We start from the raw sequence: 23040 nt of genomic DNA on the forward strand, positions 1-23040 counted from the left end.
GATAGGCAAATTTATTTTTTGAAGTATTTCATAGGTACCCAAAGCATCCCGAAACATTCCCCGTCTTCCTTCCCCAAATGTTTGTGGTGCATTTTATGAGCACGACGTACGCCTTTGGCATATCTATTATTTGCATTTCTAAAGATCTTGAACCGCTGGTGGATAAAAATATCATGAACAGTGAAATATGCAATCCCATAAGCGAGTATTCCCGCGCCAATAGGCAAGGCATACCATATATCCTCATAGCGCCATAATAGGAAAAACCCTATACTCACCAGGGCATAAAAAACAAAGAAAAGATCATTTCTTTCCCACCAGCTATCGTGGTCCTTCCTGTGGTGATCCTTATGTAGCTTCCATAGGAAACCATGCATTATATATTTATGGGTGAACCACGCCATTCCTTCCATCATCAAAAAAGTGAGTATGAATACTCCAATCCAAAGTAGTACGTCCATTATAATATGTTTAATCTATATGAGATATATGATTTTGCAAGCAACCCGGCTTTTTCATAATTGGGAACACTTATACGCCTGTTCTTTATTTCCAAAGAAGGAACCTTTTTTAATTTCTTAAGCAATTTACTATAGTATACATAGGCTGTATAAACCCCGAATTTTGCTTCTACGGGCAATTTTGTTATTCCCATTAATCCTGCTGCAAAATCCTCTTCAATCTCATGGATAATTTTTTCTTTACTTAGCTCGTCCAGCGAATGCAAATTGGTATCTGGGAAATAACTTCGGCTCAGGTCCTCCAGGTCGGCTTTTAGATCCCTAAGAAAGTTTACCTTTTGAAATGCAGATCCAAGCCTCATAGCACTTTCTTTTAGGTCTTCATATTGCTGGCGGTCTCCCTTTACAAAAACCTTTAAGCACATAAGCCCAACCACATCTGCACTTCCATAAATGTACTCCTCGTATTCCTTTGCGGTTAGGTATGTAGATTTATGAAGGTCCTGTCTCATACTTTTCAAAAAAGCATTGTAAAGTTCAGCTTCAATTCCATACCTGTGAACTGTTTCCTGGAATGCATTCAATATAGGGTTAAGGCTTATTTTAACATCAATGGCCTTATGCAAATTTAATGAAAATTCATCAAGCAGGGTTTCTTTGTCATAATCGTGAAAGGAATCAACGATCTCATCTGCAAGACGTACAAAACCATAGATGTTGTAAATGTCCTGTCTTATAGAGGGAGCAAGCATTTTGGTTGCCAGGGAAAATGATGTGCTGTAAGCATTTGTTACTGCTTTGCTGCAGTTCCCCGAAACCTTGTCAAAGAGGGATTTCATATTGAATATTCTTTTTGGATTAAACCAGCTACTAATTTTCCGGAAATTAAAGAGGGGGGTACGCCCGGTCCCGGAACCGTGAGCTGTCCTGTGAAAAACAAACCCTTTACTTTGCTGCTCCTTAATTTTGGCCTTAAAAATGCAGTTTGAAGTAAAGTGTTGGCCATGCCATAGGCATTGCCTTTATAACTGTTATAATCTTTGATAAAATCTTTTACACAAAAGGACTCCTTGAAAAGAATGCTGCTGCGCACTTCCTGACCTGTTAGCTTTTCAAAACGTGTCATGATCTTCTCAAAATATGCTTCCCTTAGTTCCTCCGTATCCTTAAGGCCGGGAGCAATAGGTATAAGGAAAAATCCGTTCTCACAATTCTCAGGTGCTGTTCCCTCATCAGTCACAGAAGTGAAATTGGCATAGAACAGTGGCTCCTTTGGCCAGGCCGGCTCATCGTAGATCTCTTTTGCATGAGCTTCAAAATCCACGTCAAAAAAGAGATTGTGATGTTCTATATTGGCGAGTTTTTTATTGAAACCCACGTAGAACAATAAAGAGGAGGGGGCAAAGGTTTTCTTTTCCCAATATTCAGGAGAGTATTGACGCAGCCTGGGTTCCAACAAGGTCTCACTGTGATGATAATCTGCGCCGCTTAATACAATGTCTGTTTCAATCTCCCGGTCATTCACATTAATAGAAGTAACCGCTTGACCGGTGACATTGATCCCGGAGACTGTTGCTTTGGTCTTGAATTCCACGCCCAGCGAAAGGGCGAGGGCTTCCATTCCTTCAATGACCTTATACATTCCACCTATAGGATGCCAGGTTCCAAGTCCAAAATCGGCATAATTCATAAAACTGTAGAAGGAAGGAGTGTCACTGGGCTTTGCTCCAAGGAATAAGACCGGGAATTCCAGAATTTGGATAAGCTTTTTATTGCTGAATTCTTTACGTACATCCCGTGAAATGGTACTAAAGAATTGTCCTATTTTTTTAATGGTGGCGGGAGTTACAAGTTCCAGTGGAGAGATTCCGGGCCTGTAGACCAGGTCCTTGATAGCTATATCATAATTACTCTGGGCATTGTCTATAAATTTTTGAAGCTTCACTGCACTACCCGGTTCTTCCTGCTCAAAAGCCTTTTTTATTTTTTCCAGGGTATCTTCAATGGTGATGCTTTCATTAGGACCAAACAGGACTTTATACGCAGGTTTCAATTTGTCAAGCCTGTAATAATCTTTTGTGGAATGGCCAAAATCATTAAAAAACCGCTCAAAAACATCTGGCATCCAGTACCAGGAAGGACCCATGTCAAAAGTGAACCCATCCTTTTTGAGCTGTCTTGCTCTCCCGCCAATAGTATCATTCTTCTCAAAGACGGTTACCTTATAGCCATCCTTTGAGAGATAACAGGCAGCAGCAAGAGAAGCAAACCCCGATCCTATAATACTCACCCTGTATTTCATTCCAGACCTGTAGTAAATTCAGTAATAGATTTATAAATGGTAACATTTTGTGGCTGCTTCATGGGGTCAAGAGTCTGTATCCTGGCACCAAAAAGCTTAAGTTCTATCTTTTCTTTCTGGCATAATTCTGTTTCAAATTCTGTTATGAATTCCTGAAGGTCCTTTGGGGCAATTGTGAGGTAGCTTATAAACTTAGGGTTGGGATGAATTTCCAACAAATATTTCATATCCTTAATGGGCATGCTTGGCCCCAGGTATATTGTTTTTCTTCCGCTGTAGTTGAGTTCATAATTAAGGAACAATAGTCCAAGGTCATGGATCTCGTTTTCGGGGAGAAACAAAACATAGAGGGCCTCATCTTCCTTATAATTCGCTTCATCTTCCAGTTGGGCAATATTAAGATACAACTTTTGCTTTATAAGTCCTACTAGGAAATGTTCATGTACCGGGTTAATTGTATCTGTTTGCCATAAAAGACCTATCTCATCGAGAAGGGGAAGAAAGATCTCGTGAAAGATTTGCCTGAAGGATCTACTATCTTTTAATCCTGAATAGGTTTTGTTAAATAACTGTTGATCAAAATTGATCATCGCAATTTTAAACGAATTGATAGCGCGGTTTTCCCTACTGGCTGTTGCTGCCACGCTCTTTACCATGTTGGTTATCTCTTCATCTGAAAGTTTTGCAATTCGTGATATCTTATAGCCATGTTCATTAAGAAAAGTGACATTAAGTATCTTTTGAAGATTCCTAATATCATATGTACGTATATTAGTATCGGTCCTGTCTGGGGTAAGGATGTTGTATCGCTTTTCCCAGATGCGAATTGTATGCGCCTTGATACCACTAAGATGTTCAAGGTCTTTAATACTAAAATTTTGCTTTATATGTTCCATAGCCTTTTAAAAAGAATAAACAAATCTAAACATTATTAAGGTTGGTTCAAGGTAAGTTAGTGTTAAATGTTTAATAAATTGCAGATAAAGTTAAACAATAATAAATTTTTGTTTTCTCCTGTATATTACAAAAAATTATTAAATTCATTGAGCCTCAGTCATCTAAATAATTAATCCTTATGCCGTGGTTAACCTAATTCACGCATGGTATGAAAACTACGATCAGGAAAATTGGCTTATCTATCCTGGGCAGCTTCCTCATAATAATTTTGCTTGCCCTTTTATATATAAGATTTATGCTCCCCAATGTTGGGGATGCAGAAGAAATTACTGTTGAGATTTCAAAGGATAGGATCATAAGGGGGGAATATCTTGCGAATCATGTTGCGGTATGTATAGACTGTCATTCCGGGAGGGACTGGAGTTCGTTCAGCGGTCCTATAATTGCGGGTACTGAAGGGCAGGGAGGAGAGGTTTTTGATCAAAGCATGGGATTTCCTGGCAGGTTTATAGCTCGAAATATCACTCCTTATAACCTGGGCAATTGGACAGATGGAGAACTGATAAGAGCTATTACTACCGGGGTAAATAAAGATGGAAAGGCCTTGTTTTCAATAATGCCTCATCCCAATTACGGGAGGATGGAACTGGAGGACATTAAGGATATAGTAGCCTATATACGCACCCTGCAGCCAATAGAAAGTGAGATTGAGGATTCAAGACCAGACTTTCCAATGAATTTCATTCTTAATACAATACCAAAAAAAGCCACATTTTCAAAACGTCCCCCTAAGGAAGATCGGGTGAAATACGGGAAATATCTTGTTACTGCAGCTTCTTGTTATGATTGTCATACAAAGCAGGTAAAGGGCCAATTTGTTGGAGAGCCTTTTGCCGGCGGATTTGAATTTCTCTTCCCAGATGGCTCCCTGCTGCAGTCTGCCAATATTACCCCGCACCCCAGCGGGATTGGTTCCTGGACCAAAGAGGATTTTGTTTCCCGGTTCAGGATGTATGCAGATTCTTCTTACGTTCCTCATAAAGTGAATCCGGGAGAATTCCAGACGCCAATGCCCTGGACATTTTATGCACAAATGACAGAGGATGATCTTTCAGCAATTTATGATTATTTACAAACCCTTAAGCCTGTAGACCAGGTAGTCACTCTTTTTACTCCTAAAGATCCATTAACGGTTAAGTGAGAATCCTCAATTTTTATAAAATGAGGTGTTGGAAAATGAAAGAGGCGTTGCAGGAAAGGTTTTGCTGAAAGGAGTATAATCTACATCTTGTATGAAAAGAAAGGACAAACAACGTTTGCACAAATATTTGCACAGTAAAGTAAATGAGTGAGTATTTATAGGGATATAGAAGAAAAAAAAGTGCCCGGAGCGGGACTTGAACCCGCACGCCCTAATGGACACATGGCCCTCAACCATGCCTGTCTACCAATTCCAGCACCCGGGCAAAATAATTTAGAAAGAATTCTAAAGGGCTGTAATAAAAAAATCAGCTTTATGCCGATAGAACTTTTCAATTAACAAAGGTATTGGTAATTGAAGATCTTAATTCAAAATTACTTTTTACAATAACAAAAATCAACTTATTAGGATAGTGATCTGGCTGGGGCTTCCCTCGACTCCGCTAAAAAGCTTCGCTCAGGATAAACTTCTCGCCCATTAAGATCTGAACTTAAATTTGTGATCTGGCTGGGACTTCCTTCGACTCCGCTAAAAAGCCTCGCTCGGGATAAACTTCTCGCCCATTAAGATCTGAACTTTTTTTGTGATCTGGCTGGGGCTTCCCTCGATTCCGCTATTGCTTCACTCGGGACAGGCTTCTCGCCCAGAAAATCAGACATATAATTTGTGATCTGGCTGGGGCTCGAACCCAGGACCCTCTCCTTAAAAGGGAGATGCTCTACCAACTGAGCTACCAAATCGTTATAATTTTTAAATGAACTTTTTTTCTGATCTGGCTGGGGCTTCCTTCGACTCCGCTAAAAAGCTTCGCTCAGGATTCCCGATAGCTATCAGGATCTCGCCCATTAAGATCTGAACTTTTTTTGTGATCTGGCTGGGGCTTCCCTCGATTCCGCTATCGCTTCACTCGGGATAAACTTCTCGCCCATTAGGATCTGAACTTTTTTTTGTGATCTGGCTGGGGCTTCCCTCGATTCCGCTATCGCTTCACTCGGGATAAACTTCTCGCCCATTAGGATCTGAACTTTTTTTGTGATCTGGCTGGGGCTCGAACCCAGGACCCTCTCCTTAAAAGGGAGATGCTCTACCAACTGAGCTACCAAATCTGGCCTGCATTATTTCTCAAATGCGGGTGCAAATATACTATCATTAATTTATTTTTCAAGAGGAATTTGGGATAAATTTGTAAATGTTTCAAATTAAAATATAAACCACTCTTTTTCAGTATAAAAACCCGGAACATTTTTATTTTATTTTCATCCATTTCAAAAACCTGAATCCAATGTCGGGATTTTGGTTACTTTTGATCCTTCTCATTTATTGACGGCTTATGAAAATTTTTCTCACTGGTTATATGGGTTCCGGTAAAAGTGTGGTAGGTAAAGTCCTTGCCGGGGAACTTGACTTTACATTTATTGACCTTGATGACCAAATTGCTCTTATTGAGGAAAAGCCTGTTCCAGAAATCTTTAATACCCGGGGTGAATTATTTTTTCGAAGGCTGGAAACAGAAGTGTTGAAGGATGTTATAGAAGACCCTGCGGCCCTGGTGATCTCATTGGGTGGGGGAACTCCCTGTTATGGCAATAATCTTGAATTAATAAAACAAGCGGAAGATGCAAAGACTGTTTATCTAAAAGCTTCTGTAGGGTTTCTTACAAAAAGGCTCTTTGAGGAAAAAGAAACCCGTCCTGTAATAAGCCACTTAAGTACCCGGGAACTCCTTGAAGATTTTATAAGAAAACATCTCTTTGAACGCTCTTTCTATTACAACCAGGCCAATGTTATTATAGATGTGGAGAACAAAACTCCTCAAGAGATAGTTAAGGAATTAATGGAGAAGCTATAAGAGCTCCACTTTGTCCCTGCCTTTTTTAAATTGTACCTGCACTGTCTCATTTAATGAGGTGGAAAGGGAGATACCTTTAAAATCTGCCTTAACGGGATATTTTTTATGGCTCCTGTCTACTAATACGGCTGTTTTAAATTGTTTTAATGGTACTTCCAGGAAATGTTTTACTCCATAGATCAAAGTGGCTCCAGAGTTTAGTACATCATCTGTAAGTACAATAGATTTACCCGTATAAGCACTGGCGGGCAAAGAAGTTTTCACCTCATTGTGCGGATTTTTCTTGTCCACGTGAACTTCACATAGTTCTACCTGTATACCCGAAATTTCTTCCAGTTCCACCTTCAGCCTCTGGGCAAAAACAAATCCGCTTTTGGAAATTCCGGCAATAATTAAATGCTCTTCATTCACATTGCTCTCAAAGATCTGGTAAGCGATCCTTCTTATTTTATGTTGAATTTGTTCGTTGTTAAGAATAATATTTGCGGGCATTGGTATCTAATTTTTTTTAAAGATAAAAAACAATTCATTCCCCTGCCGGGCAGGAATCGAATTATAACAGGTTTCCATGATTTTTATCGAGAATAAAGGTTCAAAATATTCCAGATATTCCTTCCTGCTGCCTCCAAAAGGAGGCCCTTCAAAGGGAAATTCCCTGTCAAAAAGCACGCCTGCAACTTTCCCATCCTTTTTTAAAAGGCTATAAACTTTTTGGGCGTACTCTTTTCGGTAACGTACAGGAAGGGAACAAAAAAAGGTTTGCTCCAGGATGAGATCGTAGTTACCGGTATGCTCAAAAAAATCTTGCTGAATCAAATTTTCTGCAGGAAATTCAGGAACACGCTTCTTTAAATTCTGAAGTGGGAGGGAGGCGAAATCCAGGATAAAAGTATTTTTAAAGCCTAACCGGAACAAGTATTCAGTTTCATAAGAATTACCTGCACCCGGAATTAGAATTGTTTGCTCCTTATCCTCCAGGTGATCGATATAATTTTTAGTGGAGGTGAGATATTACCAATATCCCAACCCGTATTTCCTGAATTGTATCGTTCTTCCCAATAATCCTTATCTGGTCTCATTCCTTTTCCTCCTCACCAGGTTCGTCAAACCAGTCGTCAATATCTCTCCTGTCTTTCTTGGTTGGCCTTCCTGTTCCTTTTTTGCGATAATAGTCTTTTGAGTACTTAAGCAGTTCCTGTTTGTCAAACTCTTCCTGTGGCGTTATATCGTTAACATATAATCCTACGATCTTGGCACCCACTCTGCTGGGAGGGAGGTCCAGAACTTCTATTTGATAATTGATCTGATTCTTTCTTACGGTAATTTTATCATTGGTATAGACCTCCCTGGAAGGTTTTACATTATCGCCTCCAATTTTCACTTTTCCCTGCCGGCATGCCTGGGTTGCAAGACTTCTTGTTTTGAAATACCTAACACACCATAAAAACTTGTCAATTCTCATAAATCTACTTCTTAAAACCTATCAAAACCTAAGCAAAAATACAAGATTATTGTATCTTGCGGCCTTAAATTTAATTATTGATGAGATTACAAAAATTGTTTTTTATAGGCATACTATTAGGTGCTATATCTGTTTCCTGTAGTAATGATGATGATAACGGGCCAGATGAAATTCCAATTAGAGATGTAGGGGAGCAGGCAATAGAGGATGATGCTGCACTTAATGCCTATCTTGAATCCCATTTTTATAACTATGAGGAATTTGAAAATCCGCCTGCGGGATTTGATTATCGTATAAAACTGGATACAATAGCCGGGGCAAATTCAGATAAAACGCCAATTATAGAATCCAATCTTCTTTCAATTCATACTTATACCAAGAATGAAGTAGAACATACTTTCTATGTTTTAAAGGTAAGAGAAGGAGTAGGTGCAAAGCCCACCTTTGCCGATTCTACCTTCCAAAATTATCATGGACAGCTGTTGAACCGTAAGACTTTTGATCAAACTACAAATCCTGTATGGTTTGACCATCCCGGAACCCTTTCAGAAGGCAACCCTGGAATTGCAGTTGTTGCATTAACGCAGGCAATGACAGAGTTTGGAGAAGCTTCAGGTTTTACTGTGAATGAAGACAATACTGTAACCTGGACAGAGGATTATGGAATAGGAGCTGTTTTTCTACCTTCGGGACTTGGGTACTTCAATAATCCATCAGGATCTATACCTTCTTACAGTCCGCTTATCTTTAGCTTTCAACTATATGGAGTGAACGAGGCAGACCATGACAGGGATGGTGTTCCTTCCTGGATGGAGGACCTTGATGGAGATGGGATCCTGTGGAATGACAATACAAACGGAAATAACAACCCAAATTACCTGGACAGGGATGATGATGGGGATGGTACCCCTACCCGCGAGGAGATCATAATTAACGGGGATGGTACAATTGAATTCCCGGATACTAATGGAAATGGAACTCCGGACTATCTGGATCCGGATACGTTTTAAATTTGACAAAAGCTTAAAAAACAAAGAGCCGCGAATTTCGCGGCTCTTTGTTTTTTAAATCCTTATGGATTTTAATTAAAACTATAGGCTAAACTAAAGATCCATTGTGAAGGACGGGAATCAATGCTGAAATTCTCACTGGCTGTATCACTAAAAGCAGTATTCTCTGTAAAAGCTCCTTCATAGCGCACATCAAAACCAAGCCTTCCCAAACTTACCCCGGCACCCAGTTGATAGCCCAGGGTAATATCATTTTCAACATCAGATACCTTTAAATTGGAATTTTCCAGCTCATTTTTCAGTATATATTGAAATGAGGGCCCGGCTTTAATATTTAGTGGGCCAAGAATATTAACCCCTAAAAGAATAGGAGCATCTATTTTATCCAGTTTATAATCAATAGATCCATATTCTGTATTCAGTCTGGTATACATAAGCTCCGGCTGGAGGAAAATGCCCAGGAAGCCAAATCTTGCAAAACCTCCAAGGTGGTACCCGGTCTTGCTTTTTCCTTCAATGGTAGTGGCATCGCCCGCTATATCAGAAAAATTTTCATAATCGCCGGTTGCACCGTAGTTCAATCCACCTTTTATCCCATAGGATGTCTGGGCCATAACACCGGTACCTACAATAAGAAATGCAGCCAATATCAATTTTTTCATAGTTTTCGTTTTAAAGTTTAGGTGGTATAACGTGTTTTAGTTCTTAATTATTTCTGAAGAAAATAAAAAACCCTTCGCAGCAATTACCGGAAGGGTTTTCAACGTCATTTTTAAATGCTTATTTTCTGTCCTTTACCTTAGTAGCAGCCTTTACGATTGCAGCCGCATTAAGTTCATATTTATCCATAAGCTGCTCCGGGGTTCCGCTTTCGCCAAAGGTATCCTTAGTGGCTACGAACTCCTGTGGTGCAGGATGGTTTAAGCTTAAGGTACGTGCAACACTTTCACCAAGCCCCCCAAGGAAGTTGTGCTCTTCAGCAGTTACTACACAGCCGGTTTTTTTAACCGACTTTAATATAGCTTCCTCATCCAGAGGTTTTATAGTGTGAATATTGATCACCTCTGCACTTATTCCTTTTCCTTCCAGTTCTTCAGCAGCCTGTAATGCTTCCCATACCAGGTGTCCTGTTGCTATGATAGTAACATCGCTTCCTTCATTAAGGAGTACAGCTTTTCCAATCTCAAACTTTTGATCCTCAGGTGTGAAATTGGCAACTTTTGGCCTTCCGAAGCGTAAATAAACAGGCCCTTCATGTTCTGCTATTGCAAGGGTGGCAGCTTTTGTTTGATTATAATCACAAGTGTTTATAACCGTCATTCCCGGTAACATCTTCATAAGTCCAATGTCCTCCAGGATCTGGTGGGTTGCACCATCTTCACCTAAAGTAACCCCGGCGTGAGATGCACAAATTTTTACGTTCTTTCCTGAATAAGCAACACTCTGCCGTATCTGGTCGTAAACCCTTCCGGTAGAAAAGTTGGCAAAAGTCCCCGTAAATGGTATTTTCCCGCCAATGGTCATTCCTGCTGCAATCCCAATCATATTGGCTTCAGCAATCCCTATTTGGAAAAACCTTTCTGGATGATTGGCTTTAAAATCATCCATTTTTAAGGAACCGGTAAGATCTGCACATAGTGCCACTACATTTTCATTCTTCTGTCCCAGCTCGGTTAATCCTGCTCCAAAACCGGAGCGTGTATCTTTATTTCCTGTATTTGTATATTTCTTCATTTCTGCTTTCTATTATTGTTGTGGGTAAAAATTTGATGACCTATCTCAAATCTCAAGTCTAAGATCTCAAGTCTAATAGTCCCCTAAGGTTTCTTTGTTTTGAGATAAGGCATTTTCAAGTTGTTCATCGTTTGGTGCAACTCCATGCCACTTATGAGTGTGCATCATAAAATCTACCCCGTGACCCATAACAGTTGTCATTAATATACATACAGGTTTTCCTTTACCTGTGCGGCTTTTTGCTTCAGCCAAACCTTCAAGTACTGCGCTCATGTTGTTTCCTTCTTCTATTTCCAGCACATCCCATCCAAAGGCTTCAAATTTTGCCTTTAAATTTCCAAGAGGCAATACATTCTCTGTAGAGCCGTCAATTTGCTGGCCGTTAAGGTCTATGGTAGAGATTAGGTTGTCTACCTTATTTCCTGCCGCATACATAATGGCTTCCCAGTTTTGGCCCTCCTGTAATTCCCCATCACCGTGCAGGGAATAAACAAGATGATTATCCTTGTTAAGCTTTTTAGAAAGTGCTGCCCCAATGGCTACACTCATACCCTGGCCCAGGGAACCAGAGGCGATCCTAACCCCCGGTAAACCTTCGTGAGTAGTTGGATGTCCCTGCAGGCGGGAATCTATAAGCCTAAATGTGTTAAGCTCCTCAACGGGAAAATAGCCGCTGCGAGCAAGGACGCTGTAAAAAACAGGTGAAATATGGCCGTTTGAAAGAAAGAAGAGGTCTTCTCCATTCCCGTCCATATTAAAATCGCTGTTGTGGTCCATTACTTCCTGATAAAGGGCAGTGAAGAATTCTGCACATCCAAGGGAACCACCCGGGTGACCGGAATTTACCTTGTGTACCTGTCTTACGATGTCCCGGCGAACCTGGCTTACAAAATCTTCTAATTGTTGAATGTCTGGCATTGTTGTGTTGTTATTTTTTGAATGTGGCAAAAATAAGTTTTTAAAATCTTACCTCAAAGCCAGAATTGACCAGTTATCAACCAATTGAGCTTTTTAGCTAACAATTTTTAAAAACAGCCATCCCTTTTTTGAAGCAGAGTTAAGTATCTTTGCCGCACTTAAATATTACTATGACGTTTGATTTATTGACTACAGATCCCGGAAGCCAGGCAAGAGCGGGAAAACTAACCACAGATCACGGGACTATTGAAACTCCCATCTTTATGCCTGTTGGAACCGTGGGATCTGTAAAAGGGGTACACCAAAGAGAACTTAAAGAAGAAATAAACCCGGACATTATCCTGGGAAATACCTATCACCTTTATTTGCGCCCGCAAACTGAAATTCTTCAAAAAGCAGGAGGACTTCATAAATTTATCAATTGGGATCGTAATATTTTAACTGATAGTGGCGGGTACCAGGTCTATTCTTTATCTGAAAGAAGAAAGATAAAAGAAGAAGGGGTGAAATTCAAATCGCATATCGACGGGTCATACCACACTTTTACTCCGGAAAATGTCATGGAAATCCAGCGCACCATTGGTGCAGATATTATTATGGCCTTTGATGAATGTACGCCTTATCCCTGTGACTACAGGTATGCCAAACGATCCATGCATATGACCCATCGCTGGCTGGACCGCTGTATCGCACACCTGGAGAAAACTCCTTTTGAATATGACTATTCCCAGGCTTTCTTCCCAATTGTCCAGGGAAGTACCTATAAGGACCTAAGACAACAATCTGCAGAGTATATTGCCTCGGTGGGAGCTGAAGGAAATGCCATTGGAGGCCTCTCAGTAGGAGAGCCGGCAGAGGAGATGTATGCTATGACAGAGGTGGTAACTGCTATCCTACCGGAAGATAAACCCCGGTACCTTATGGGTGTTGGAACACCAATTAATATCCTGGAAAATATAGCACTGGGTATTGATATGTTTGATTGCGTGATGCCAACAAGAAATGCCAGGAACGGAATGTTATTTACAGCTCACGGCACCATTAATATCAAGAATAAAAAATGGGAAGATGATTTCTCCCCAATCGACGAGATGGACATTACCTGGGTAGATAAGGAATATTCCAAAGCCTATCTAAAACATTTGTTCTCTGTAAATGAAATGCTTGGCAAGCAAATTGCTACCATACATAATCTCGGTTTCTACCTGTGGTTGGTTCGTGAAGCCAGAAAACATATCTTAGCCGGTGATTTTACAACCTGGAAGAATATGATGGTAAAACAAATGGACAAGCGCCTCTAACAATTGAAAATTCTTGACTGGTACATATTAAAGCGATATCTGGGTACTTTTCTCCTGATGTTATTCCTGTTTATACCAATTGGTATAACTATTAACCTTGCAGAAAAAATAGGAAAGATCCTGGAGAACGAGGTGCCTTTAATTGAGGTGGTGATCTATTATATCAATTTTACGATCTATTTCACAAACCTTCTATTTCCCCTGTTCTTATTCTTAAGTGTGATTTGGTTCACCTCCAAACTTGCCAATAATACAGAGATCATTGCATTTTTAAGCAGCGGGGTTTCATTCTGGCGATTTTTGAGACCTTATCTTATAGGAGCTGCAATTGTTACTATGGGTGCACTTGTTTTGAGTATGTACCTGGCGCCGCAAGCCAGTAAAGGCTTTAATGAATTTAAATTCAAATACCTTAAAAGAGGGGCAGAGGTGCAGGAAACCAATGATGTCTACAGGCAAATTAATGATAACGAATATATCTACGCCAGTAACTTCCAGCCCGTAGACCAGAGTGCCAGAAATTTTACGATAGAGCACTTTGACGGGAATGAACTTAAATTTAAAATAAGCGCATCCAGACTACAATACCAGGACACCTCCAATACATATAAACTGGTAAATGTAAACAAAAGGATAATCGGGGCAGAGGGTGATGAGATCTATCATCAAAGGACCCTCGACACGATCCTTCCATTTGAGTTTGATGAACTTACCCCCGTTTCTTATATAGCAGAGACCCTTAATTACTTTGAGCTTAATAAATTTATTGAGCAGGAGAGCAGGAGGGGGTCGGGTAATATGAACCGGTACCTTGTAGTTGCTTATAAGAGGTGGAGTTTACCGGTTTCAGCCTTTATTCTCACGGTCATTGCAGTAGCCGTATCCTCGATGAAAAGAAGAGGAGGGATGGGGGTAAACCTTGCATTGGGAATTACGCTCGCATTCATTTTTATCTTTTTTGATAAGGTGTTTGGTACCATTGCAGAACAATCTACTTTTTCACCATTGATCGCCGTATGGTTCCCTAATTTTGTCTTTGGTATATTGGCAGTATATCTCCTTTTCAATGCTAAGCGATAAACTTAAAAGTTACCTGCACCTCCATGTGATCGTTTTTATCTGGGGGTTCACCGCTGTGCTTGGTGCTCTTATTACCCTGGATGCAATCCCACTGGTTTGGTACAGGATGTTGCTGGCAACGGGTTTTATTTTTTTATATCTCCTTTGGAAAAAGAAAAATTTAAAAGTTCAGCGCAGTAAACTGTTTCTTCTCATAATTGCAGGGATGGTTATAGCTTTACATTGGCTAACTTTCTTTGGTGCCATAAAAGTTTCAAATGTTTCCATTACCCTGGCGCTGCTATCTACAGGGGCTTTTTTTACCTCCATTCTCGAACCTGTTTTTTATAAACGGAAATTAGTAGGGTACGAGGTGGTATTTGGTGTAATTGTAATGCTGGGTTTATACATCATTTTTAGGGTAGAAACAGATTATTACCTGGGGATCCTGTTGGGACTAATATCTGCCTTTCTTTCTGCTGTATTTACTCTTATGAACGGCAAGCTTATAAAACATGCAGCGCCCTCTGTTATTTCGTTTTATGAATTGCTTACTGGAGTGGCTGCTATAAGCCTTTATCTCCTATATCTTACCTGGACCACTTCGGGCGAAAGAGGCTTCAACTTAGAATTCTTTCGTTTATCTCAAATGGACTGGTTCTATATTCTTCTCCTGGCATCGGTATGTACGGCTTATGCTTTTATTGCTGCTGTGGCTGTGATGAAGCATTTAAGTCCTTATACGGTTATGCTAACTATTAATCTGGAACCGGTGTATGGGATCCTTCTCGCTTTTCTCATTTTTGGAAGCAAAGAGCAAATGCATCCTCAATTTTATTACGGTGCAGCTATAATCCTTGCAACTGTGGTACTTAATGGCTACCTTAAAACAAAAAGGAAAATTTATAAGATATCATAAGAAGTCTTCCTTTTAAAGTTTGTTATATTTGTAAGCTAATAAAACACCATAACCTCGTATGGAATATTTGGATTTTGAATTACCCATTAAGGAGTTAGAAGAACAATATCAAAAAGCCTGTAATATAGGTTCAGAAAGTAATGTAGATGTCACGGCCACCTGTAAGCAAATTGAAAAAAAGCTTGTGGAGACCAAAAAAGACATCTATAAAAATCTTACCGCCTGGCAACGTGTACAATTATCACGTCACCCCAACAGGCCCTATACTCTGGATTATTTTAACGCAATTTGTGGGAAAACATTTCTTGAACTCCATGGAGACAGAAATGTCAAGGATGACAAAGCCATGATTGGTGGATTGGGAAAAATTGGAGATGAGAGTTTCATGCTTATCGGTCAACAAAAAGGTTATAACACCAAGACCAGGCAATACAGAAACTTTGGTATGGCCAATCCTGAAGGATATCGTAAGGCTTTAAGACTTATGAAATCTGCCGAAAAATTTGGAGTCCCTGTAGTTACTTTTATTGACACTCCCGGTGCGTATCCCGGTTTGGAAGCCGAGGAAAGGGGCCAGGGAGAAGCAATTGCCCGTAATATTCTTGAAATGACCAGGCTTAAAGTTCCAATTATTGTAGTGATCATTGGCGAAGGAGCCAGTGGAGGAGCTTTGGGAATTGGAGTAGGAGACAGAGTGCTTATGCTGGAAAATACCTGGTACAGCGTGATCTCCCCAGAGTCCTGCTCATCCATCCTATGGAGAAGCTGGGAATACAAAGAAGTTGCGGCTGAGGCTCTTAAACTTACTGCTACGGATATGAAAAAGCAAAAACTCATTGATGAGATTGTGAAAGAACCGTTGGGTGGTGCTCATAGCAATAGGGAAGAGACTTTCGAAACTGTAAAAAAATCCATACTCTCAGCTTTAGAAGAAGTTAAAAACTTATCACCAAAAGATTTGGTGAAACAACGAATGGATAAATATTCCAATATGGGCGTTTTTAAAACTTAGTTCTTTAGGCATCACCCTTTCAAAACAATCCGAGGTACCTACTTCGGATTTTTTTGGCCTTGTTAACAAAAAATAAGACTTGTCAACAGGCAATTGTTCATTACCGGTTCATTAAGTTGACGGTAATTCCTTAAGATTGTCTTAACATTTTTTTTACATTCGTAGTATGGAAAAACTCACCGCCCCCCAAAGCGTAAAATACGGATCTGGTAACGTTGTTACCCTCGAAAAAGGAAAAATACCGCCTCAAGCTGTTGATTTAGAGGAGGTTGTGCTAGGTGCCATGATGATTGATAAAAAAGGGGTAGATGAGATTATTGACATCCTCCATCCCGATGTGTTCTATAAGATCGCCCATCAATTCATTTTTGAAGCCATCTATAAGCTCTTTGAAAATACCGAAGCAATTGACTTATTAACCGTTTCCAACCAACTGAGAAAAGATGGACGTCTTGATAAGATTGGAGGGGAATATTATCTTATACAACTCACTCAAAAGGTATCATCTTCTGCACATATTGAGTTTCACGCAAGGATTATTTTGCAAAAGTATATCCAGCGTAGCCTTATCAAAATATCCAATGAGATCATTGAAGATTCTTACGATGAATCTACAGATGTTTTTGACCTGCTGGATGCTGCAGAGTCGAAGCTCTATGAAGTAACCCAGGGAAATATAAAGCGTTCCACAGAGACTGCACATAGCCTTGTAATCCAGGCAAAGAACAGGATACAGGAAATTTCCAACAGGGAAGGCTTAAGTGGAGTGCCATCTGGTTTTGATAAGCTGGACAAACTCACTTCAGGATGGCAGCCCAGTGACCTTATTATTATTGCAGCCCGTCCAGGTATGGGTAAGACAGCCCTTACCCTTTCGATGGCGCGTAATATTGCTGTTGGGAGTAATATCCCCGTAGCCTTCTTCTCCCTGGAGATGAGTGCAGTACAGCTTATTACCAGGCTTATATCATCTGAAACAGGATTGTCTTCAGAAAAATTAAGAACAGGAAACCTGGAAACCCATGAGTGGGAGCAATTAAACGTGAAAGTGAAGGACCTGGAAAAGGCACCACTTTTCATTGATGACACCCCTTCTCTTTCAATTTTTGACCTTAGGGCGAAATGCCGCCGATTGGCATCACAGCACGGTATCAAAATGGTAATGATAGATTACCTGCAATTAATGACCGCCGGTAGTGCTGTGAAGGGTGGAGGGAACAGGGAGCAGGAGATCTCTACGATTTCCAGGAACCTCAAGGCATTGGCCAAGGAATTGAATATTCCGGTAATTGCCCTGTCCCAGCTGTCCCGTGCAGTTGAAACCCGTGGAGGAAGTAAGAGGCCACTTTTAAGTGACCTTAGGGAATCTGGTGCGATTGAGCAGGATGCAGATATTGTTTCATTTATCTATCGTCCTGAATATTATAAGATCGAGGAATGGGATGATGAGGAAAGATCTCCAACCGCCAACCAGGGAGAGTTTATTGTAGCTAAACACAGGAACGGGGGATTGGAAAATATTAGGTTGAAATTCCTTGGACATTTAGGTAAATTTGATAACTTGGATGACTTTGATTCTCCTTTTGAATTCCATTCAAAAATGAACGAAGCAGGAGGGGATGATCCCTTTAGAGGAACTCCACTTCCCAATCCAAGTGCCGATGAGGCCTTTGGCAGCTCAATGAATGATTTTAATGATGATGAAGATAACGACGTGCCGTTCTAACCCATTGAAGAATATGATAGCTCCATGCAGAGCTTCAGGAAAGTTATTTAATAATAGGAGCATAAGGACAACCGTTCTTATGCTCTTTTTGCTTTTGTACTCTTTTGCAATTCAAGGTTCCTCCATTCTCATTCCAATGGATGCCAAAAGCCAGGCTAATCACTTAAAGGCATATGGGATCACTTACTATGCCCTGGAAAACGGACTACAAATTCAATGGCTGCTCAACTATCAGGGTGGCTCCTTCTTAATATCAGATACAGAAGCCCTGCGAAAGGAATGCCGGATTCGAGGGGTTTCTTTTGAAGTTATTAGCGATGCCAAAACTGCGGCGATCCTTGAGGAGATCCAGAGCCCGTCAAAAAATATGGAGGCAATGGTCCTGGAAAAAGCGCCAAAAATAGCCGTTTACGCCCCACAGGGAAACAAACCCTGGGATGATGCGGTCACGATGGCTCTTACCTATGCCGAGATCCCTTATGAAACTATCTATGATGAGGAGGTTTTGGGTGATGCCTTACTATTATTTGACTGGCTTCATCTTCATCACGAGGATTTCACAGGGCAGTACGGGAAATTTTACCGGAATTACAGGACCACCCCCTGGTATATCCAGGAAAAAGAAGAGGCAGAAGCTCTTGCTGCAAAACTCGGCTTCGACAAAGTATCTGAAGCTAAACTTGCAGTAGCCCTTAAAATAAGGGATTATGTCGTTGGTGGCGGCTTTATGTTTGCAATGTGCAGCGCGACAGATAGTTTTGATATTGCTCTGGCTGCTGAAGGTGTGGATATTGCCGAGCCTATGTTTGATGGCGATCCTAGTGAACCCGGCTACCAGTCCAAGATCGATTTCGAAAATACCTTTGCATTTACAAATTTTATCCTGGAGCGTAGCCCTATGGTATATGAATTTTCATCTATAGATATGACCCCAAAGCGGCAGATCCTTATGGAAAGTGATTACTTTACGCTTATGGAATTTTCCGCCAAATGGGATCCTGTACCTACAATGCTTAATCAGAATCATACAGTACTGGTAAAAGGCTTTATGGGACAAACAACCGCTTTTGATCCTACAACTTTAAAACCCACAGTTTTAGTTTTAGCTGAAAATAAGCTTAACGGGGAAGCACGGTACATCCACGGCATAAAAGGTCGGGGATTCTTTACCTTTTACGGTGGGCACGATCCTGAAGATTATCAACACCGGGTAGGTGATCCCAAGACCGAACTGGAGCTTCATCCCAACTCCCCCGGCTATAGGTTAATTCTCAATAACGTACTCTTCCCTGCCGCAAAGAAAAAGAAGCAGAAGACGTGATTGGAAATAGTTAATTGGTTAGAAACAAGAGCCAAGAGCCAAGAGCCAAGAGCCAAGAGACAAGAAACAAGAAACAAGAAACAAGAAACAAGAAACAAGAAACAAGAAACAAGACTTCAGAAGAGCGAGAAGCGAGTAGAGACCAGGCTCAAACCCGATGTATTAGATACAATAGATGATTTAAGTCTTAACCGCAAAGAACGCTAAGGTTTACGCAAAGAGCACAAAGAATATACTTTGCGTTCTTTGCTTGTGCCGTGAAGTTAAGGATGGCTGAAGTTCTTTAACATGCTGTAATAAAGATGATACAACTCTTAGCAATAAGAACGAAGTATCGGCAACGCTGTGCAGGCGGGGTTGCCAAACCACCCTGTGCTGCAAAAGCCGTAAGGCCGCTGTGGTGAACGTTCAGGGAAAAGGTGGAACAAATCCATCAGGTATGGATATAAGAGATGAATGAAAATAAATCGCTGATGAAGTAACGAAATCGCATAGTTGTGTGGCAAAATCGCATTATGCTGAGGATGCAGAGATAAGCACGGCGGAAACCTGATTTACTGGCCGTGTGCCCACCGTTATACAGGCGACATGACTTATATCCGGGCTTTATTACGGAACTCGGGATCTCCGTTTCAGGGAACTGTGAAGAGCAGGGAAACGGAAGTCGGACCGAACCATAGTAGTGATGATGTCCTGTGAAAGCAGGAAGGAGCGAAGGGTTCGGGTTATTCAGTTGAATGTTCACTACTACAACCGATAAAAAGGGATGATTAACAAATGAATGTACACGTAAAGAAAACAGTACCAATTGAGTTTTCACAGGTGGTGAAAGCTTACCGCAAGGTGAAAAAAGGGGGTAAAGCCGTTGGGATAGACAACCAGAGCTGGGTTGAGTTTGATAAACAAACTGAGCGCAATCTCTACGTTATCTGGAACCGATTAGCCTCTGGCAGTTACCACCCTCAGGCTGTCCGAGAAGTAGAGATACCTAAAAAGGACGGCAAGGTGCGCAAATTAGGAATCCCAACCCTTAAGGATAGAATAGCCCAACAGGTGTTGAAGGATTATATGGAAAAGCGGATAGACCGGCTCTTTCATGACAACTCGTATGGTTACAGGCCACTAAAGAGTGCACACGATGCCGTTGAACAGGTCAGGCAGAACTGCTTCAAGCAGGACTGGGTGATAGATATGGACATCAGTAAGTTCTTTGATGAAATGGATCACGAGTTGGTGCTAAAAGCGACCCAACACGTTATGGACGAAAAATGGGTGAAACTGTATGTAGAGAGATGGTTAAAGATGCCTGTCCAGAAGAAGGATGGCACCCTGCAACAAAAAGAAGGAAAAGGAACACCTCAGGGAGGTGTGATAAGTCCTTTGCTTGCCAATCTGTATCTACACTTCTCCCTTGATATGTGGCTGAGCAAACACTACCCTCAGGTAAACTTTGTTAGGTATGCAGATGACATCGTCATCCATTGCAACAGCAAGGAAGAAGCGGAAATGGTACTTGAGGCAGTCAAACAAAGACTGACTGAAGTAAAGCTACAGGTCAACGAATCCAAAACACGCATCGCTTACTGTAAGGATTACAAGCGGAAGGAAAAACACGAGACGGTCAAATTTGAATTTCTGGGCTTTAGCTATCAGCCAGGAGCGAGAATAGGAAAATTTGATGGTCAAATTTATACTGCCTTCACAGCAGAAATCAGTCAATCCAATCAAAAGCGGATTAGAGAGATTATTAGAGATAATAAGTTATGGAACAACACAACGTTGGATATAATGGACATAGCCAAAAGTCTCAATATGAAACTTATAGGTTGGATAAACTATTACAGTAAATACAGCAAAAATAAACTAAGACGCTCACTAATAAAGGTAGATTCACGACTGATCAAGTGGATGAAAAACAAATACAAGATCAACACCGGAAAATCTATCATTAAGCTCAAACAGATAAAACAGTTAAAACCCAACCTGTTTTATCATTGGCAAACTGGTTACTGTTGATTTATAAAGAATAACACGAGCCGTATGACGGGAGACTGTCACGTACGGTTCTGTGAGAGGCTTAGGGGTGAAACTCCCCTTTGCCTACTCGGCGGTTATATTTTGTCCTGGATAAGCACTAAACACTAAACGAGAATACAATGAAGATCTTTCAGAAGGAAATAACACTAGAAGCAAAAAGCCGGGGGTTCCACCTCGTAACTTCAGAAGTCATGGAGCAATTTCCGGAAATTTCAGAAATAGAGACCGGGATGTTTTCAGTCTTTATAAAACATACTTCAGCAAGTCTAAGTATTAACGAGAATGCAGATCCTACAGTGCGACATGATTTCGAGGAGCATATGAAAAGAATGGTGCCGGAGGGGCAACCTTATTACAAACATACAACGGAGGGGCCAGATGATATGCCGGCACATATTAAAGGGTCGCTAATGGGATTCTCTATACAAATTCCTATCACGGCTGGTCGACTTAATATGGGCACCTGGCAGGGGATCTATCTTTGTGAGCATAGGGAACAGGGAGGAAGAAGAAAACTGGTCCTTAGTGCATTTGGGAAGTAAACAAAAAAATCCCGCTCATTGAGCGGGATCCTTAATAAGAACGTTAACCTTATTTAATTTATTTTACTTTGTCAACTATAGCTTTGAATGCTTCCGGGTGGTTCATCGCAAGATCTGCAAGAACCTTACGGTTCAGGTCGATATTTGCGGCTTTTAAACCTCCCATAAACTGAGAATAAGACATCCCGTACTGTCTTGCTCCTGCGTTGATACGCATGATCCAAAGGGAACGGAAATTTCTTTTCTTGGTTTTACGGTCTCTGTAAGCATATAACATTGCTTTGTCAACCGCATTTTTTGCTACTGTCCAAACGTTTTTACGACGTCCAAAGTAACCTTTTGCTTGCTTAAGTACCTTTTTTCTTCTGGCTCTCTTAGCAACTGAATTTACTGATCTTGGCATATTTTTAAATTTTTTTGTAGCAGGCGGCCGGGTTTATGGCTCTTGAATGCACTACTCCAGGGTTTTTAAATTGTTTAAACCATCAAAGGCTCAAATTACTTTAATCGTAATTGAGATTTGATATTTGCTTCATCGGCCTCATGTACCAAAGTACTGTGCGTCAAAGCAAGCTTACGTTTTTTAGACTTCTTTGTTAAGATGTGGCTTTTAAACGCGTGCTTTCTTTTTATTTTACCGGTACCTGTAAGCTTGAAACGCTTCTTGGCACTGGATTTTGTTTTCATTTTCGGCATGCTCTTTTGATTTTATAATTAACGTTCTTAAATCCTTATTTGGTCTTTTTGGGAGACATAAACATCGTCATACGTTTTCCCTCCAGTTTTGGCATTTGTTCTACTTTGCCAATTTCTTCAAGATCCTGCGCAAGACGAAGTAATAAGATTTGACCCTGATCCTTAAATACGATTGACCTTCCTTTAAAGAAAACAAATGCTTTTAATTTAGCACCGTCCTTAAGGAATTTCTCTGCATTCTTCTTTTTGAATTCATAATCATGATCATCTGTTTGCGGTCCAAACCTAATTTCCTTTACCACAACTTTCGTGGCTTTGGCTTTTAAGGCCTTGTCTCTCTTTTTTTGCTCATAGAGAAACTTCTTGTAGTCCATTACTTTGGCTACTGGTGGTTTGGCGTTTGGAGAAATCTCAACAAGATCCAGTCCCTGTTCATCTGCAATTTCCAACGCCTTCTTGGTAGGATATACCCCCATTTCAACGTTATCACCTACCAGCCGAACTTCATCACTGCGTATTTTACCGTTAATACGGTGTTGGTCTTCTTTAATCTCTCTTAGCGGTCGCTTCGATCTTTTTCTACGTATTGCTAT

The 23040-nt window shown here is 40.7% G+C and carries 24 protein-coding genes and 3 tRNA genes; 11 read left to right on the forward strand and 16 right to left on the reverse strand.

Features of this window, described 5'->3' with window-relative positions:
- Positions 1-11: 11 nt before the first annotated feature.
- From FHG64_RS14140 to FHG64_RS14155, 4 genes are read right to left on the reverse strand one after another with little or no spacing between them, the layout of a single operon-like run.
- Positions 12-461: a sterol desaturase family protein gene (locus FHG64_RS14140; RefSeq protein WP_139067013.1), complete on the reverse strand. Its 450-nt coding sequence runs from the start codon at positions 459-461 to the stop codon at positions 12-14.
- Positions 461-1300, reverse strand: coding sequence for a phytoene/squalene synthase family protein (locus FHG64_RS14145; protein ID WP_139067014.1), 840 nt, complete (start codon positions 1298-1300; stop codon positions 461-463). The genes FHG64_RS14140 and FHG64_RS14145 overlap by 1 nt, the downstream gene beginning before the upstream one ends.
- Positions 1297-2763, reverse strand: coding sequence for a phytoene desaturase family protein (locus FHG64_RS14150; RefSeq protein WP_139067015.1), 1467 nt, complete (start codon positions 2761-2763; stop codon positions 1297-1299). The genes FHG64_RS14145 and FHG64_RS14150 overlap by 4 nt, the downstream gene beginning before the upstream one ends.
- Positions 2760-3659: a MerR family transcriptional regulator gene (locus FHG64_RS14155; RefSeq protein ID WP_139067016.1), complete on the reverse strand. Its 900-nt coding sequence runs from the start codon at positions 3657-3659 to the stop codon at positions 2760-2762. Before FHG64_RS14155 ends, FHG64_RS14150 begins: the two co-directional genes overlap by 4 nt.
- Positions 3660-3868: 209 nt before the next feature.
- Between FHG64_RS14155 and FHG64_RS14160 the strand changes: the two genes are divergently transcribed.
- Positions 3869-4861, forward strand: a complete 993-nt coding sequence (locus FHG64_RS14160; protein WP_139067017.1) for a c-type cytochrome — start codon at positions 3869-3871, stop codon at positions 4859-4861.
- Between the two features lie 181 nt (positions 4862-5042).
- Here the strand turns inward: FHG64_RS14160 and FHG64_RS14165 are convergent.
- From FHG64_RS14165 to FHG64_RS14175, 3 genes are all read right to left on the reverse strand, one after another.
- Positions 5043-5126 (reverse strand) — tRNA-Leu (locus FHG64_RS14165).
- Positions 5127-5528: 402 nt separating this feature from the next.
- Positions 5529-5601 (reverse strand) — tRNA-Lys (locus FHG64_RS14170).
- A 293-nt stretch (positions 5602-5894) separates the two neighbouring features.
- Positions 5895-5967, reverse strand: a tRNA-Lys gene (locus FHG64_RS14175).
- A 224-nt stretch (positions 5968-6191) separates the two neighbouring features.
- Here FHG64_RS14175 and FHG64_RS14180 point away from each other — a divergent pair.
- Entirely contained in the window at positions 6192-6710 is a 519-nt protein-coding gene (locus tag FHG64_RS14180) for a shikimate kinase (protein WP_139067018.1), read from the forward strand.
- Here the strand turns inward: FHG64_RS14180 and FHG64_RS14185 are convergent.
- The 3 genes from FHG64_RS14185 to FHG64_RS14195 form a co-directional block, all read right to left on the reverse strand.
- On the reverse strand, positions 6705-7202 hold the full coding sequence (locus tag FHG64_RS14185; protein ID WP_139067019.1) for a phosphoribosyltransferase family protein: 498 nt from the start codon (positions 7200-7202) through the stop codon (positions 6705-6707). The genes FHG64_RS14180 and FHG64_RS14185 overlap by 6 nt on opposite strands.
- Before the next feature lie 6 nt (positions 7203-7208).
- Positions 7209-7625 (reverse strand): class I SAM-dependent methyltransferase, encoded by a 417-nt coding sequence (locus tag FHG64_RS14190; protein ID WP_317133570.1) that lies wholly within the window; start codon positions 7623-7625, stop codon positions 7209-7211.
- A gap of 160 nt (positions 7626-7785) precedes the next feature.
- The gene (locus FHG64_RS14195; RefSeq protein WP_139067020.1) at positions 7786-8172 is read right to left on the reverse strand and encodes an RNA-binding S4 domain-containing protein; all 387 of its coding nucleotides are present in this window, start codon (positions 8170-8172) and stop codon (positions 7786-7788) included.
- 80 nt (positions 8173-8252) lie between these two features.
- On the opposite strand from FHG64_RS14195, the gene FHG64_RS14200 reads away from it, so the two are divergent.
- Positions 8253-9182, forward strand: coding sequence for an FKBP-type peptidyl-prolyl cis-trans isomerase (locus FHG64_RS14200; protein ID WP_139067021.1), 930 nt, complete (start codon positions 8253-8255; stop codon positions 9180-9182).
- A 71-nt stretch (positions 9183-9253) separates the two neighbouring features.
- On the opposite strand, the gene FHG64_RS14205 is transcribed toward FHG64_RS14200, so the two are convergent.
- From FHG64_RS14205 to FHG64_RS14215, 3 genes are all read right to left on the reverse strand, one after another.
- The gene (locus FHG64_RS14205; protein WP_139067022.1) at positions 9254-9844 is read right to left on the reverse strand and encodes a porin family protein; all 591 of its coding nucleotides are present in this window, start codon (positions 9842-9844) and stop codon (positions 9254-9256) included.
- A gap of 118 nt (positions 9845-9962) precedes the next feature.
- Positions 9963-10916 (reverse strand): transketolase family protein, encoded by a 954-nt coding sequence (locus FHG64_RS14210; RefSeq protein WP_139067023.1) that lies wholly within the window; start codon positions 10914-10916, stop codon positions 9963-9965.
- 72 nt (positions 10917-10988) lie between these two features.
- Entirely contained in the window at positions 10989-11834 is an 846-nt protein-coding gene (locus FHG64_RS14215) for a transketolase (protein ID WP_139067024.1), read from the reverse strand.
- A gap of 170 nt (positions 11835-12004) precedes the next feature.
- Between FHG64_RS14215 and tgt the strand changes: the two genes are divergently transcribed.
- The 8 genes from tgt (at position 12005) to FHG64_RS14255 (ending at position 21751) form a co-directional block, all read left to right on the forward strand.
- Positions 12005-13135, forward strand: coding sequence for a tRNA guanosine(34) transglycosylase Tgt (gene tgt / locus FHG64_RS14220; RefSeq protein WP_139067025.1), 1131 nt, complete (start codon positions 12005-12007; stop codon positions 13133-13135).
- A 3-nt stretch (positions 13136-13138) separates the two neighbouring features.
- Positions 13139-14215, forward strand: coding sequence for an LptF/LptG family permease (locus FHG64_RS14225; protein ID WP_139067026.1), 1077 nt, complete (start codon positions 13139-13141; stop codon positions 14213-14215).
- Positions 14202-15113 (forward strand): DMT family transporter, encoded by a 912-nt coding sequence (locus FHG64_RS14230; RefSeq protein ID WP_139067027.1) that lies wholly within the window; start codon positions 14202-14204, stop codon positions 15111-15113. Before FHG64_RS14225 ends, FHG64_RS14230 begins: the two co-directional genes overlap by 14 nt.
- A 58-nt stretch (positions 15114-15171) precedes the next feature.
- Complete coding sequence (locus FHG64_RS14235) at positions 15172-16125, forward strand: acetyl-CoA carboxylase carboxyltransferase subunit alpha (protein ID WP_139067028.1); 954 nt, start codon at positions 15172-15174, stop codon at positions 16123-16125.
- A 166-nt stretch (positions 16126-16291) separates the two neighbouring features.
- On the forward strand, positions 16292-17851 hold the full coding sequence (dnaB, locus tag FHG64_RS14240) for a replicative DNA helicase (RefSeq protein WP_139067029.1): 1560 nt from the start codon (positions 16292-16294) through the stop codon (positions 17849-17851).
- 79 nt (positions 17852-17930) lie between these two features.
- A complete protein-coding gene (locus FHG64_RS14245; protein WP_139067984.1) occupies positions 17931-19172 on the forward strand; it encodes an asparagine synthetase B in 1242 nt (413 codons plus the stop codon).
- 777 nt (positions 19173-19949) lie between these two features.
- Positions 19950-21188, forward strand: coding sequence for a group II intron reverse transcriptase/maturase (gene ltrA / locus FHG64_RS14250; RefSeq protein ID WP_139064915.1), 1239 nt, complete (start codon positions 19950-19952; stop codon positions 21186-21188).
- A 140-nt stretch (positions 21189-21328) separates the two neighbouring features.
- Complete coding sequence (locus FHG64_RS14255; RefSeq protein ID WP_139067030.1) at positions 21329-21751, forward strand: secondary thiamine-phosphate synthase enzyme YjbQ; 423 nt, start codon at positions 21329-21331, stop codon at positions 21749-21751.
- A gap of 58 nt (positions 21752-21809) precedes the next feature.
- Here the strand turns inward: FHG64_RS14255 and rplT are convergent, their stop codons facing one another.
- The 3 genes from rplT to infC all read right to left on the reverse strand — a co-directional run bounded on the left by rplT (position 21810) and on the right by infC (position 22998).
- On the reverse strand, positions 21810-22154 hold the full coding sequence (gene rplT / locus FHG64_RS14260; protein WP_139067031.1) for a 50S ribosomal protein L20: 345 nt from the start codon (positions 22152-22154) through the stop codon (positions 21810-21812).
- 95 nt (positions 22155-22249) lie between these two features.
- Positions 22250-22447 (reverse strand): 50S ribosomal protein L35, encoded by a 198-nt coding sequence (gene rpmI, locus FHG64_RS14265; RefSeq protein WP_139067032.1) that lies wholly within the window; start codon positions 22445-22447, stop codon positions 22250-22252.
- Between the two features lie 35 nt (positions 22448-22482).
- Positions 22483-22998: a translation initiation factor IF-3 gene (gene infC / locus FHG64_RS14270; protein WP_353057355.1), complete on the reverse strand. Its 516-nt coding sequence runs from the start codon at positions 22996-22998 to the stop codon at positions 22483-22485.
- Between the last annotated feature and the right edge of the window lie 42 nt (positions 22999-23040).

It is taken from the genome of Antarcticibacterium flavum, from assembly GCF_006159205.1.
Classification (GTDB): Bacteria; Bacteroidota; Bacteroidia; order Flavobacteriales; family Flavobacteriaceae; genus Gillisia; species Gillisia flava.

Bases quoted from the DNA above. Each gene is read 5' to 3' on its own strand.
- FHG64_RS14205 (WP_139067022.1), bottom strand. From the start codon at position 9,844: ATGAAAAAATTGATATTGGCTGCATTTCTTATTGTAGGTACCGGTGTT.
- FHG64_RS14155 (WP_139067016.1), bottom strand. From the start codon at position 3,659: ATGGAACATATAAAGCAAAATTTTAGTATTAAAGACCTTGAACATCTT.
- dnaB (WP_139067029.1), top strand. From the start codon at position 16,292: ATGGAAAAACTCACCGCCCCCCAAAGCGTAAAATACGGATCTGGTAAC.
- FHG64_RS14215 (WP_139067024.1), bottom strand. From the start codon at position 11,834: ATGCCAGACATTCAACAATTAGAAGATTTTGTAAGCCAGGTTCGCCGG.
- FHG64_RS14180 (WP_139067018.1), top strand. From the start codon at position 6,192: ATGAAAATTTTTCTCACTGGTTATATGGGTTCCGGTAAAAGTGTGGTA.
- rpmI (WP_139067032.1), bottom strand. From the start codon at position 22,447: ATGCCGAAAATGAAAACAAAATCCAGTGCCAAGAAGCGTTTCAAGCTT.
- FHG64_RS14235 (WP_139067028.1), top strand. From the start codon at position 15,172: ATGGAATATTTGGATTTTGAATTACCCATTAAGGAGTTAGAAGAACAA.
- FHG64_RS14230 (WP_139067027.1), top strand. From the start codon at position 14,202: ATGCTAAGCGATAAACTTAAAAGTTACCTGCACCTCCATGTGATCGTT.
- FHG64_RS14200 (WP_139067021.1), top strand. From the start codon at position 8,253: ATGAGATTACAAAAATTGTTTTTTATAGGCATACTATTAGGTGCTATA.
- FHG64_RS14255 (WP_139067030.1), top strand. From the start codon at position 21,329: ATGAAGATCTTTCAGAAGGAAATAACACTAGAAGCAAAAAGCCGGGGG.
- FHG64_RS14160 (WP_139067017.1), top strand. From the start codon at position 3,869: ATGAAAACTACGATCAGGAAAATTGGCTTATCTATCCTGGGCAGCTTC.
- FHG64_RS14245 (WP_139067984.1), top strand. From the start codon at position 17,931: ATGCTCTTTTTGCTTTTGTACTCTTTTGCAATTCAAGGTTCCTCCATT.
- FHG64_RS14210 (WP_139067023.1), bottom strand. From the start codon at position 10,916: ATGAAGAAATATACAAATACAGGAAATAAAGATACACGCTCCGGTTTT.
- FHG64_RS14140 (WP_139067013.1), bottom strand. From the start codon at position 461: ATGGACGTACTACTTTGGATTGGAGTATTCATACTCACTTTTTTGATG.
- FHG64_RS14145 (WP_139067014.1), bottom strand. From the start codon at position 1,300: ATGAAATCCCTCTTTGACAAGGTTTCGGGGAACTGCAGCAAAGCAGTA.
- FHG64_RS14195 (WP_139067020.1), bottom strand. From the start codon at position 8,172: ATGAGAATTGACAAGTTTTTATGGTGTGTTAGGTATTTCAAAACAAGA.
- FHG64_RS14150 (WP_139067015.1), bottom strand. From the start codon at position 2,763: ATGAAATACAGGGTGAGTATTATAGGATCGGGGTTTGCTTCTCTTGCT.
- ltrA (WP_139064915.1), top strand. From the start codon at position 19,950: ATGAATGTACACGTAAAGAAAACAGTACCAATTGAGTTTTCACAGGTG.
- FHG64_RS14185 (WP_139067019.1), bottom strand. From the start codon at position 7,202: ATGCCCGCAAATATTATTCTTAACAACGAACAAATTCAACATAAAATA.
- tgt (WP_139067025.1), top strand. From the start codon at position 12,005: ATGACGTTTGATTTATTGACTACAGATCCCGGAAGCCAGGCAAGAGCG.
- rplT (WP_139067031.1), bottom strand. From the start codon at position 22,154: ATGCCAAGATCAGTAAATTCAGTTGCTAAGAGAGCCAGAAGAAAAAAG.